An 11,821-nucleotide genomic window follows, 5' to 3' on the forward strand; every position below is an offset into this window, starting at 1 on the left:
CGGTCGAGCTGGTCCTGCACCGCGCCCTCCATCCGCGAGGTGAGCGAGGCGATCGCGACGAAGGTGGCGATCCCGAGGAAGATCCCCAGCCCGGTGAAGACGGCGCGCGACTTGCGCCGGAGCAGGTTCCTCCAGGCGAGTTTCCGAAGGTTCATCGCCGCCGCCTCCCTACTGCCGCTTCCCGGGGAAGTAATCCCTGCCGGCGGCGACGTCGGACTTCGAGATGATCATGTATCCCTCCTCCTGCCGGTTCGCCAGCGGGTGCGGATTGCACCCGCCCTTCTTCTCACCGATCTTGTCGCTGGCGAACTTCATCCCGCAGTTGTTGCAGATCATCCGGTCGCCCTCCTGGCGGTAGCCCTTGTTCGCCCGGAAGCAGACGTCGCAGGCGTCGAGCGCCGCGCGATACTTCCCGTCGGGGCTTCGGAGAAGAAAATAGTGGAGCTGGCGGTCGCCGGCATCCATCGCGAGGAACAGAGCCTTCCCGGAATCGAGCGCCTTCAAGGGGACTTTCACGGCGTCCGCCGTCTCCACGACGCCCGCCGCCTTCGCGGCGTCGGCAGGGGATTTCTTGAAGAGACCGTCGAGCACTCCGGCGGAAACCGCGGCAGCGGCGAAAAGGACCGCCAAGGCCGACACGACGACGAGCGCGCTCTTGCTTCGATTCATTGCCATGATCCGGCAAACCTCCTGAGGTTTCATTCCGCCGGTAAAAAAGCACATGTCGTGCCACGCAAGGCGCCGATAATAATTCGCTCGAAATATCAACAAATTACGTCGAATAATGCGAACCGATGACCCGGCGGAGGCGCCATGACCGAAGAATATTCTCCACAGGACCGAAGATTATTCGCGAGTTCTATTCCGCGGCTTCGACCCGGATCAACGTGATCGCCCCGTCCACCTTTTCCGCGAGGAAACGGATCTTCCTGCCTTCCTTCAGCTCCTCCAGCATCGCCGGATCCTTCACGCGGAAGATCATGGTCATCTTCGGCATTCCGAGGTTCTCCATGGGCCCGTGGCGGAGGGTGACCTTGCCGGCGGAGCGGTCCACCTTCGTCACCACCCCCTCGCTCATGGCATCCCCCCCGCCGACCCGGATCGTGCCGGCCATCCCCGCCTCGAAATGCCCCGGGACCAGGCAGGCGAAATCGAACGTGCCGGATCGGGTGAACTGCCAGACCAGCTCGCCGGTCCGGCCGGGATCGACGACGACCTGATTGGGTTCTTCATGCTCCATCTCCGGATATTTCCGCATCAGCTCGGCGTGCTCCTTCAGCTCCCGTATCGTGCCGATGACCATCTCGTGCTTCATCTTCCCGACGTTCCTGACGATGAACCGTATCGTCTCGCCCCGTTCCACCCGGATGTTGTCGGGCAGGAAGCGCATGTCGTCGTTCATATCCACCCCGATGGTGCGGGTGACCTTTCCCGGATCGCCGGGCTTTCCGACGACGGCCGCGTTGTCGTCCGCCGCTTTCCCCTTCTTTCCGTGCGCCTCGTCGCCGTGGGCAAACGCCCCGGTGGCGTACGCGATGCCCATGGCAAGTGCGATTGCGATGATCCGCCTTTTCATTTCTCCTCCCCCGCCCATTCGCGGGCCACGGTTCCTTCCGGGTGCCGGTACCATCCCGGATCGTTGTAATCGTCGCGGGCCAGCCCTTGCCGGATCTTGACGACGGTGAACATCCCGCCCATTTCAAGGGGCCCGAACGGGCCCTGTCCGCTCATCATCGGGAGCGTATTGTCGGGAAGAGGCATCTCCATCTCCCCCATCTCCGCCATTCCGCGCTCTCCCATCGCCATGTAGTCGGGCAGCAGCCGGTTGATCTTCTCCGCCACGCCCCTCTGGTCGACGCCGATCATCGTCGGAACGCCGTGCCCCATCGCGTTCATCACGTGATGGGACTTGTGGCAGTGGAACGCCCAGTCGCCCGGAGCGTCCGCCGTGAATTCGACCGCGCGCAGCGAGCCGATCGGCATATCGACGGTCGTCTCGGGCCATCGGGCGCTCTGCGGCACCCAGCCGCCGTCGGTGCACGTCACCGAAAAACGATGCCCGTGGATGTGGATCGGATGATTCGTCATCGTGAGGTTTCCCATGCGGATCCGGACGCGGTCGCCCATCCGCACGACAAGGGGATCGATGCCCGGGAACACCCGGCTGTTCCAGCACCAGGTGTTGAAATCGAGCATCGTGTTGACCCTCGGCGTGAAGCTCCCCGGTTCGATGTCGAAGGCGTTGATCAGGAACACGAAATCGCGATCGACCCGGTACCTGTCCGGATCTTTCGGATGCACCACGATGAAGCCCATCATGCCCATCGCCATCTGCACCATTTCGTCGGAGTGGGGATGGTACATGAAGGTGCCGGAATGCTTCATGACGAATTCGTACACATACGTCCTGCCCGCGGGGATGTGCGGCTGGGTCAGCCCGCCGACACCGTCCATCCCGTTGGGGAGCAGCACGCCGTGCCAATGGATCGTGGTGTGCTCGGGCAGCTTGTTGGTGACGAAAATGCGCACCTTGTCGCCTTCGACGCACTCGATGGTCGGGCCGGGGCTCTGCCCGTTATAGCCCCAGAGATTGGCCGTCATCCCGGGAGCGATCTCCCGCCGGACCGGCTCCGCGATCAGGTGAAACTCCTTCCATCCGGCCTTCATCCGCCACGGGAGCGTCCAGCCGTTCAACGTGACGACCGGCTGGTATGGCCGTCCGTTCGGGGGAATCAGCGGCGGCTGCGTCGCCGCCTTTTCAAGGACGGGGGCCTCCGGCAGCGAGGCCGCCTGCGCCCTGCTCACCAGCGCCGCCCCCGCGAGAGCGGCGCCGGACCCGATGAGGAACTGCCGTCTCGACATCATGGGTTTGCTCCCTGCGGGCCGTTGAACGCCGCCTGCAGATTCGCTTCCGATATCCAGAAGTCCCGCAGCGCATCCATCCCTGCGATGGAGGCTTCGACCTGTTCGCGGGCATCGATGAGCAGCTCGAAGACTCCGATGAGCATGCCGTTGTAGCGGAGCATGTTTTCCTCCGCGATCCTCTTCCGCAGCGGAAGGATCTCGTCGCGGTAACGCTTCGCGACGTCATATGCCGACCCGTAGGCCGACCAGGCGTTGCGCACTTCGGAGCCGGCGTTCACCGACGTCTCCGCCACCCGGTGCAGCGCCTGCATGTAGATCGCCTCGGCCCGGGACACGCGGGCGCTCCCCCAGTCGAAGACCGGAAGCTGCAGGCTCACTTCGAAACCCCGTTTCCACGGCGCGGGATCCTCTTTCGTGGCCGCCGGCCCGAGCTCGAGGACGTCGACGAAACGGGTGGCCCGGGTAAGGCCGAGCGATTCGGCGAGGCGTTCCGTTTCCAGCGCCGCCGCCCGGACGTCCAGTCGCCCGGTCATGGCGCGCGCCTCGAGCTCCCCGAGGTCGGCCTTGTCCGCCGGAAGTTCCGGCAGCCGCCCGGGCAAACGAAATGCGATGTCGCTTCCGGATAGACCCATCATCCTCGTCAGCCGCTCCCGGTCGGTCACCGCTTCCCGCCTCGCATCCGACAGGCGCGCGGACATCCCGGAACGGAAGGCTTCCTCCCTCATCCGGTCCAGCCGGTTGAGGTTCCCCGCCCGCTCCATGCGGTCCGCCAGCTCGGCGGACGCCTCCGCCGCGAGCATCGCCTGCTCGAGGTAGCGCACGCGCTCCTCCGCGGCGACCGCTTCGATCCAGGATTTGCGGGCCGCGGCGGCGACATCGAGCATCCGGCCCGCCACCGCCAGCTTGACCTGCTCGAACCGGCGTCCTTCGATCCGGGTCCTAAGCGGCATGGTCAGCAGGTCGACGAGCGGGAAGGTCAGCGCCCATTCGATCTTCCGCTCTCCGCCCTCGCTGGTCCGCCGATAAGAGAAATGCGGATTCGTCACCCGGCCGGCCTGCACCAGTTCGGCCTCGGCGATCCCCAATTCCGAATAGGTCGCCTGCAGCCCCGGGTTGTTGAGGAGGGCGACCTGAACGGCGTTGTCGATCGAAAGCGGCGAGGACAGGAATTCCTTCACGGCGGACCGGACACTCCCGTGATCGTCGTCGGAGCGCTGCCATTTCACGTCCTTGTCCAGTCTTTCCCCGGCGAGCCGCTCGACCGTTCCGAACCCTGCGTCCCGCGAGAACGTGGCGCATCCGCCCGAAACCGTCACGCCGAGCGCAATCGCCAGAACCATGATCCATGATTTCTCCATGATTTCGAGAGAGCATATGGCATGCCATCATTGCGCTCGACGAAAGAAACCTGTTGAAAGGAAACGGTTTATTTCTTCCTGCTGTCAGGAACGGCGAAATGCTCCGGCTGCGGGCGAAGAATATTCTTCAGCCGATCAGGGAATATTCCCGGGGGTTATCTTTCGATCCCGAACTTCTCCAGCCGATATACCAGGATATGCCGGGGAACTCTCAGGTAGGCCGCCGTACGGGTGATGTTTCCCTTGTTCAGCCTGAGCGCCCGCTCGATCACTTTCCTTTCAAGGTCCACCAGCGACAACCCCTCCGGCGGAAGCGGGGGCCAATCTTCCATTTCGTTTACGGGTCCGGCGGACCGCTCCGGGGAGAGAGGTCCCGCAACCGGGGGAAGGTCGTCCATGGAGACCTCGTTCCCGCGGCACAGGATCACCATTCTCTCGCAGGCGTTTTTCAGCTCCCTCACGTTTCCGGGCCAGGGGCGGGCCATGAGCCCTTCCATGACCCTGGTCGGAATTTCGATGTCCCTCCCCTCGGCCAGCTCCTTGACGAAACGCTCCACGAGGAGCGGGATGTCCTCCTTTCTCTCCCGCAACGGCGGTACGCGCAGCTCCACGACGTTGAGCCGATAATACAAATCCTCCCGAAAGCCCCCTTCGCGGATCCGGTCCTGCAGGTCCCGGTTCGTCGCGGCGAGGATCCTTACGTCCACGGGAGTCGGCGCATCGCTTCCCACCGAATCCACCACTTTTTCCTGGAGGACGCGCAGGAGCTTCGGCTGGAGGGAAAGCGGGATTTCGCCGATTTCGTCGAGGAAGAGCGTCCCCCCTTCCGCCTGCCGGAATCGCCCGGAACGTTCCCGGACCGCGCCGGTGAACGCTCCGCGGGTGTGTCCGAAAAGTTCCGATTCGAGGAGCTCCCCCGGGATGGCCGCGCAGTTGATCGCCACGAACGGTTTTTCCGCCCGCGCCGAATTCATGTGGATGCGGCGGGCGACGACCTCCTTCCCCGTCCCGCTCTCGCCGGTGATCAGGATGGTGGCGTCGGTCCCCGCCACCCGGTCCGCCACCTCAAGGACGCGCTGCATCGCGCCGGAGGCGGAGAGGAACTCCCCCGGAGCGAGGCTCGCCCGGATCCGCAGCTCCCGCACTTCCTCCGCCAGTCGCTGCCGATCGAGCGCCTTCTCGATCGACAGGAGGAGCTGGTCCCTGTGAAACGGCTTTCCGATGAAATCGTACGCGCCCTCCTTCATGGCCTGGACCGCGACATCCACGTTTCCGAAGGCGGTGATGACAAGGACGGGCACGCCGGGGGCCTGTTTGCGGATCTGCCGAAGAACCTCGATGCCCGAGATCCCGGGCATCTTCACGTCCGTGACGACCAGGTCGAACTTCGACGGAGAGAACAGCGACAGCCCCTCGGTCCCGTCGGATGCGGCCGTCACCTGATAGCCGGCCTTTTTCAGGTTGAAAAGGGCCACTTCCCGACCGGCCTTGTCGTCATCGATGAAAAGAATCCGCGCGCTCATACGGGGAAGCCAAGCAGGATAAGTGCCAATTGAGCAAACCGGGATTTTCATCTGCCGTTACGGAGCGTTGAACTTTCAAGCCATGCGATCCGGCGCCTTGCGGCCCGGATGGTAAAGAATATTGTTCGGCCGGATGGAGAAATTTCTGCAGCCGGGTCCGCGAACCTCCAAGAGGATAATCTCCGACATCGTCAACACTATTCTTCATTCCATCGGATCCGACCCCCGCCCCGTCCCGGCTATTTCGGCGATATCGTCTTCAACATTGCCGCGATAGCCGTTTTTCCCTCCGGCGGCATGTCCGTTGCACCCTCGTCCACCGGAAAAACCGGATGTCCGCGAGATAACGTCCACCAAGGCAGCGGGGACGACGACATGACACGGTGGTTCGGTTTCCGAAAAAGATTCCCGCAGCGATTTCCGCATGCCCGGGAGCCTCCTTGAGCCCGGAGGTTCCCGTCGAGCCGACTACATCAGTCCAACAAGGGAGGCAAGATATGGAGGGGATGAGAGTGAAAAAGCTCGCCCTGTTTTTCGGGATCCTGCTCTTGGCGGGTTTGGCCGTTTCGGCTTCCGCCGCGCAGTTCCAGTTTCACGGCGACCTGAACAACCGATTCATGCTGTACACGAACCAGGCCGGGGTGTACAGCGCAGCCGAGACGGCCACGTTGAGGAACATCAACAAGGACGGCGTCAGCGAGGCATGGGGCGATATCAAATACTCGTTGTGGGTCGAAGCCGCATCCGACGACAGCAAGATCAAGGGGGTGTACGGCATCGAGCTGGGGGCTCTCCGATTCGGCAGGGACGTCGCCGGCAGCACCGGCAGGAACACGGGCGGCAGCTTTTCCGGAGACGGCGTGAACATCGAAACCCGATGGGCCTACACCGATTTCCAGCTTCCCTGGACGGAGCGCAAATCCCGCGTCACCATCGGCCTGATGCCGTTCACGGTGAACAGCTACTTCTGGAGCGAGACCGCCATGGGTGTCCGGTACACAGGCGCCGTTTTCGAACCCGTCGTGATGACGCTGGCCTGGGTGCGAGGCGTCGAAAACTTCAACGACGCTCCCGAAGACAAGCTTTTCTCCGACCTGGACGCCTTGACGGCGCGGATAGACTTCAAGGTGAGAGAAAAGACCCCGGTCGGGATTTTCGCCGTGTACCAGGGCCGCCATCCCAGCGACGCCGATCGGCAGGCCTTCGTTTCCAATGCCGACTACCAGGTGAAGAAGCTGAGAAACGTCAACTTCAACATCTATACGGTGGGCACGGACGGCAAAACGTCCCTCGGCGACCTCTTCCTGAACTGGGACCTGATCTATCAAGGAGGCTCCCTGACGGACAACAGCGCTGCGAGCAGGGACGTCAGCTCCTTTTTCGCCCACGCCGACGCGGGCGTCAATTTCGGCAATACCCGCGTCACCTACACGGCCTGGTACTCTTCGGGAGACAGCGATCCCGGAGACACCCAGATCCGGAACTACCTGTCGACAGACATCGACATGACCGCGAGCAGGGTTCTGATGGAAAGTTACACGAACGACAATTACTTTACCGAGTCCACGACCATCCTGGACAAGGGGCTGATCCTCAACAAGCTTGCTGTGGATCATAAAGTGTCCAGGAAACTGACCGTCGGCGCGGCTCTCCTCTATCTGCAGACCGCAAAGGATCTGACGCTCGGCAACGGCAGACGGTCGAAAAAGATCGGAACCGAGATCGACGCCCATTTGAGCTACATGCTTTTCGAGAGCACGGAGTTCGCCGTGGGCGCCGGATACCTGTTCGCCGACGACGCCATGGACGCCTTCGAAGCGGCGGCGCAGCGGGACGGCAAGTCCGATGCGGACATCCTCCGCGTCGATTCCCGGCTCCGCTATACTTTTTGAAGTTCCGCGACGGGAAGTCCTGACACGAAAACGGTCGGCCGCCGGAATGGGGCCGGCCGTTTCGTGAAATGCGGGAGGCAAAAATTGATCCGACTCCGTTCCGTTCTTTGGGCGTTTCTGCTGTTCATCGCGGCCGTTCCCGCCTCCGGGGCGGACGTTCCCGCTGAAATCGCACGGGACTTCGCGCCGCTCTCCGGTTACGTCGTCATGCCCTCGGACGGGGAATTCCTGATCGACCGCGGCGCGGAGGACGGGATCGCCGCAGGCGACCTGTTCAGCGTCGTGCATCCGGGAGAACGGATCGTGCACCCTGTAACCGGCAAGGAGCTGGGATCTCTCGATCGGGTGAAAGGGCTCCTGCGGGTCGTCCGGGTCAGGCCCGGATACTCCCACGCGAGTCCCGTGGAGGCAAGGGAACCGATCGGGAAAGGGGATGTCGTACGCCGCTTCGACCGGATCCCGGCGGTCTTCGTCGACACCACCGGCGGAGGAAGGACTTTCTATGAAAGGCTGAGAACCGTCCTTCCCGGACTGGAGTGGCGGTTCGTAACCGCCCCTTCCTCCGCGGCGGAAACGCTTCCTGAAGTCAAGGTCCTCGCGTTTGTGCTTGCGGACGGAAAACTCGAGGTGCGGGATCGGGAACAGCTGCTTCGTTCGTACGCGTTCCCCGCGGAATCCGTGGGGAAACCGCCGGCGGGAGAATTCACCGTCCTGGGGGAATTGCCGGCCGGAACATCGATGGCGGATTTTGTGCGCGACGGGGAGCGGCTGCTGCTCGCCGTCACGGACGGGGCACGGATCGACGTCTACGCCGTCGGCGACCGTCCGGTCCCGTTGGGAAGCGGCGCGCCGCCCCGCTCGGGGCGCGTTCACGGCCTGCATTGGTGGAAGCCGCGCCCCGATGGTGCCCCCATGCTTGCCGCTACCGTCTCCGTTGATGAAAACCAGCCGTTCGGCCCCACGATCGGCCAGACCGTCATCGGGGTGATCTTCACCGTTACGGACGGTCGCCTGGCGCAGATTCCCGAGGAACTGCCGTATCTTCTGGGGAGCTTCGACCGGGACGGGGACGGCGTTCCGGAGACGCTTCTCGGCCAGTCTTTCGACCGCGACGTTTTCTTCGGCGACAGGATCCGGGAAATCCACTTGAAGGACGGAAGGCCAGTGGCCGCCGGTCCATCGTTCCCGATTCCGCGTTCCTTCCCGGTCCAGGGAACGGCGTTCGCGGACCTGACCGGAGACGGCCGTCCGGAAACCGTGGTCGTTCGCACCCGGAAGTTGTCCATTTTCGACGGAGCACAACTCCTTTATGAATCCTCCGAGCAGATGGGTGGAAGCTTGTCCGTCCTGACTTACGATCTGAACCCCGGCGCAAGAGATCGCCAGTTCACCACCGCGGCCTTCGAAGTGGCTCCGATAATCATCGACCCGAAAGGAAGCGGCCGGAAGAAAGTGGTGGCCATCGCCTCCGAGGGACCGGGCGTCTCCGGGCTCGGTTCCGGTGTCCGGAAGTCCTGGCTCGCGACGTTGGAGTACCGCGGGGGAAGGTTCATCCGGGGAACCATCGGGCGGGAACTGGAAACCCCCCTTCAGGGGTTGCATGCGAGCCGGGACGGCGTATTCGTGGTGGCCACCGAACCCTCCTCCCTATGGGGCAAGAAGAAGGAAAGCCGGCTGCTCTTCCTTCCCTTCCGATCCGGCGGGGAATAGTCTCTCCCTTCCCGAAGAATTTTGTCCGATCCGGAGAACCTGGGCGCACCCTCTCCGTGAAACGCCTTGTATATCGGCAGTTTCCGATCACGAAGGGTCGGCACGCCGAATGCACTACCCAATAATAAAAAAACAAGCCGTCCCGGGGGAATCCGGGAACAAGCGTGAAGGAGGAATCCGATGAAAAAGCTCATGGCGATCCTTGCGGCATTCGCACTGACGGCAGGCATGGCGGGCGCAACATTCGCGGGCGAGATGTACGAGTTGCACGGGAAGCATTATAAAAAAATCGCGAAGGAAACGGACAAGTCGTCCGATGCGTGGAAGGGAAGCGAGTCGGTGGATACCGGGGCCGTCCCGGGGAAATTGGAGAAGTCCAAACCGAACCCGCTTGACACGCACTACAACCCGTTCTTCCCCGAGCTGCGTCCGGTGGACCGGTCCACCGGAGGCTGACCGGCGCACGGTCTGAATCGGTCGAAGCGGTTTGGCGCCGGGGAGCCGCCTCCCCGGCGCTTTTTCCAGGAATAATTTCCCGGGAATAATTTCACCAGGAATAATTTCTCTTGACATGCTTGGGCTGATTTAATACTCTACTAATCCTATAGCTTATATAGTAAATATCGTATTCCAACCCGAACGGAGGCCCCCATGAAACGCCTGCTCGCCCTGCTCCTCCCGGTGCTCCTTGTCGCGTCCACCGCCCACGCCGAACCGGTCCGGATCAACCTCCAGTCCTGCTGCGTGACGGAGGACGCCACGATCAAGGAGATCCTCCCGGCCTTCAGGAAGCACTACAAGGAGAAGTTCGGGAAGGACGTGGACGTCTCGGCTTCCTTCGCGGGCTCGGGGACGCTGAAGAACCAGATCCTGGGCGGGGCTCCGGTGCAGGTCGCCGTCCTCTCCTCGGAGCTGTACCTCGACCAGTTGAAGGAAAAGGGTTTCATCACTTCCGACTGGCGGAAGAACCCCAACAACGGGGCGCCGATCAAGTCCGTCATCGTCTTCGTCACGCGCAAGGGGAACCCGAAGGGGCTGAACGCCTTCGAGGACCTGGCGAAGCCCGGCACGAAGGTGCTCCACGCCAGCCCGGACACCTCCGGCGGGGCGCAGTGGGCGATATTCGCCATCTACGGCGCGGGGGCGAATTTCGGGAACCTCACGTTCGGGCCCGAGGACGGCGGCGTCAAGCTTCTCTCCTCGGTGGAGAGGAACGTGATCGCCCAGCCGGAATCGGCGCGCCAGACCTTCGTCCAGTTCGACGCCGGCTTCGGGGACGCGATCGTCACCTATGAGAACGAGGCGCTGCTCGAGAAGGCGAAGGGGCGCGACTACGAGATCGCCGTGCCGCGGAAGACGATCGAGACGGAATGGAAGATCGCCCGGATCGATAAAAACGTCACGCCCGAGCAGGAGCACGCGGTGGCGGAACTGGTCCGGTTCCTGTATTCGGCGGACGCGCAGCGCTCCTACGCGAAGTACGGCTTCCGCCCTGTCGACGCGAAGGTCGGCAAGGAGTACCAGGCGAAATACGCGAAGGTGGCGGAGCCGTTCACCGTCGACGATCTCGGCGGCTGGAAAAACGCCCGGAAGAACGTGATCGAGAACGCCTGGAAGAAGACGCAGCAGAAGTAGCGAGGTAACGTTATGGGCCGGTTCCGGAACATGGATGCGCTGGTGCGGGGGGCGACATTCACCGCCGCACTGGTGCTGTTCTTCCTCCTGATCCTCCTGCCGCTCGTGGCGCTGAACCAGTACGCGGTGCGGGACGGGATCGGGGTGTTCCGGGACCGGCTCGGCAATCCGGACGCGGTCGCGGCGCTTCGGCTGACCGTCCTCGTCGCGCTCGCCACGACGGCGGTCAACGGCGTCCTCGGCACCGCGATGGCCTTCCTCCTGACGCGCTATCGCTTCCCCGGCCGGAAGGCGGTCAACGCCCTCGTGGACATCCCGCTGGCGATCCCGGCGGTGGTCACCGGCTTCGCCCTCCTCCTGATGTACGGGCCCCTTGGCCCCGTGGGCCGGTTCTTCGACGAGAGGAACATCCGGATCATGTTCTCCTTCCCGGGGCTGCTCCTGGGCCACGTATTCGTCACCTTTCCCTTCATGGTGCGGGCGGTGGGCGCCGTGCTCGAATCCGTCCCGCGCTCCGGGGAGGACGCGGCCCGGACGCTGGGCGCGAAGGAATGGCAGGTGTTCTCCTACGTCACGATCCCCGCGGTGAGGGAGGGGATCATCGCAGGCGCGTTCCTCACCTTCTCCCGCTCGCTCGGGGAGTTCGGCGCCTCCATCATGGTTTCCGGGAACCTCGTGGGGCGGACGCAGACCGGCCCGCTGTACATCTACTCCCGCTTCAACACGGGCGACGTGGAGGGGGCGGCGGCCATCGCCATCGTCCTGGCGCTGGCTTCCTTCCTGATCCTGCTTCTCCTGCAGCTCTTCCAGCCGTCCGGAGGGAGGAAGGCCGCATGAG

At 63.3% G+C, this 11,821-nt stretch carries 11 protein-coding genes; 5 read left to right on the forward strand and 6 right to left on the reverse strand.

Annotated features, from left to right (window positions below; all coding sequences use genetic code 11):
* Window positions 1–168 precede the first annotated feature (168 nt).
* From AB1346_04065 to AB1346_04090, 6 genes are all read right to left on the reverse strand, one after another.
* Complete coding sequence (locus AB1346_04065; protein MEW6719607.1) at window positions 169–675, reverse strand: DUF2318 domain-containing protein; 507 nt, start codon at window positions 673–675, stop codon at window positions 169–171.
* A 184-nt stretch (window positions 676–859) separates the two neighbouring features.
* The gene (locus tag AB1346_04070) at window positions 860–1,576 is read right to left on the reverse strand and encodes a copper-binding protein (protein MEW6719608.1); all 717 of its coding nucleotides are present in this window, start codon (window positions 1,574–1,576) and stop codon (window positions 860–862) included.
* Complete coding sequence (locus tag AB1346_04075) at window positions 1,573–2,865, reverse strand: copper oxidase (GenBank protein MEW6719609.1); 1,293 nt, start codon at window positions 2,863–2,865, stop codon at window positions 1,573–1,575. The genes AB1346_04070 and AB1346_04075 overlap by 4 nt, the downstream gene beginning before the upstream one ends.
* The gene (locus AB1346_04080; GenBank protein ID MEW6719610.1) at window positions 2,862–4,205 is read right to left on the reverse strand and encodes a TolC family protein; all 1,344 of its coding nucleotides are present in this window, start codon (window positions 4,203–4,205) and stop codon (window positions 2,862–2,864) included. Before AB1346_04080 ends, AB1346_04075 begins: the two co-directional genes overlap by 4 nt.
* Before the next feature lie 173 nt (window positions 4,206–4,378).
* Window positions 4,379–5,746, reverse strand: coding sequence for a sigma-54 dependent transcriptional regulator (locus tag AB1346_04085; protein ID MEW6719611.1), 1,368 nt, complete (start codon window positions 5,744–5,746; stop codon window positions 4,379–4,381).
* 204 nt (window positions 5,747–5,950) lie between these two features.
* Window positions 5,951–6,172 carry a hypothetical protein gene (locus tag AB1346_04090; GenBank protein MEW6719612.1) on the reverse strand — a complete coding sequence of 74 codons (222 nt, stop codon included), beginning with the start codon at window positions 6,170–6,172 and terminating at the stop codon, window positions 5,951–5,953.
* A gap of 71 nt (window positions 6,173–6,243) precedes the next feature.
* Here AB1346_04090 and AB1346_04095 point away from each other — a divergent pair, with 71 nt between their 5' ends.
* The 5 genes from AB1346_04095 (at window position 6,244) to modB (ending at window position 11,820) form a co-directional block, all read left to right on the forward strand.
* Window positions 6,244–7,638 (forward strand): hypothetical protein, encoded by a 1,395-nt coding sequence (locus AB1346_04095; GenBank protein ID MEW6719613.1) that lies wholly within the window; start codon window positions 6,244–6,246, stop codon window positions 7,636–7,638.
* An 84-nt stretch (window positions 7,639–7,722) separates the two neighbouring features.
* Window positions 7,723–9,348, forward strand: a complete 1,626-nt coding sequence (locus AB1346_04100) for a hypothetical protein (protein ID MEW6719614.1) — start codon at window positions 7,723–7,725, stop codon at window positions 9,346–9,348.
* A gap of 180 nt (window positions 9,349–9,528) precedes the next feature.
* Window positions 9,529–9,804 (forward strand): hypothetical protein, encoded by a 276-nt coding sequence (locus AB1346_04105; protein MEW6719615.1) that lies wholly within the window; start codon window positions 9,529–9,531, stop codon window positions 9,802–9,804.
* A 195-nt stretch (window positions 9,805–9,999) separates the two neighbouring features.
* Entirely contained in the window at window positions 10,000–10,983 is a 984-nt protein-coding gene (locus AB1346_04110; GenBank protein MEW6719616.1) for a sulfate ABC transporter substrate-binding protein, read from the forward strand.
* 12 nt (window positions 10,984–10,995) lie between these two features.
* A complete protein-coding gene (modB, locus tag AB1346_04115) occupies window positions 10,996–11,820 on the forward strand; it encodes a molybdate ABC transporter permease subunit (GenBank protein ID MEW6719617.1) in 825 nt (274 codons plus the stop codon).
* The last annotated feature ends 1 nt before the right edge of the window (window position 11,821 follow it).

It is taken from the genome of Thermodesulfobacteriota bacterium (assembly GCA_040758155.1).
Taxonomy (GTDB): Bacteria; Desulfobacterota; Deferrimicrobia; order Deferrimicrobiales; family Deferrimicrobiaceae; genus UBA2219.

What these genes read in the sequence shown, in the direction of transcription:
- AB1346_04085 (MEW6719611.1), bottom strand. Translation starts at nt 5,746, where the DNA reads ATGAGCGCGCGGATTCTTTTCATCGATGACGACAAGGCCGGTCGGGAA.
- modB (MEW6719617.1), top strand. Translation starts at nt 10,996, where the DNA reads ATGGGCCGGTTCCGGAACATGGATGCGCTGGTGCGGGGGGCGACATTC.
- AB1346_04095 (MEW6719613.1), top strand. Translation starts at nt 6,244, where the DNA reads ATGGAGGGGATGAGAGTGAAAAAGCTCGCCCTGTTTTTCGGGATCCTG.
- AB1346_04090 (MEW6719612.1), bottom strand. Translation starts at nt 6,172, where the DNA reads ATGCGGAAATCGCTGCGGGAATCTTTTTCGGAAACCGAACCACCGTGT.
- AB1346_04075 (MEW6719609.1), bottom strand. Translation starts at nt 2,865, where the DNA reads ATGATGTCGAGACGGCAGTTCCTCATCGGGTCCGGCGCCGCTCTCGCG.
- AB1346_04080 (MEW6719610.1), bottom strand. Translation starts at nt 4,205, where the DNA reads ATGGTTCTGGCGATTGCGCTCGGCGTGACGGTTTCGGGCGGATGCGCC.
- AB1346_04065 (MEW6719607.1), bottom strand. Translation starts at nt 675, where the DNA reads ATGGCAATGAATCGAAGCAAGAGCGCGCTCGTCGTCGTGTCGGCCTTG.
- AB1346_04070 (MEW6719608.1), bottom strand. Translation starts at nt 1,576, where the DNA reads ATGAAAAGGCGGATCATCGCAATCGCACTTGCCATGGGCATCGCGTAC.
- AB1346_04110 (MEW6719616.1), top strand. Translation starts at nt 10,000, where the DNA reads ATGAAACGCCTGCTCGCCCTGCTCCTCCCGGTGCTCCTTGTCGCGTCC.
- AB1346_04105 (MEW6719615.1), top strand. Translation starts at nt 9,529, where the DNA reads ATGAAAAAGCTCATGGCGATCCTTGCGGCATTCGCACTGACGGCAGGC.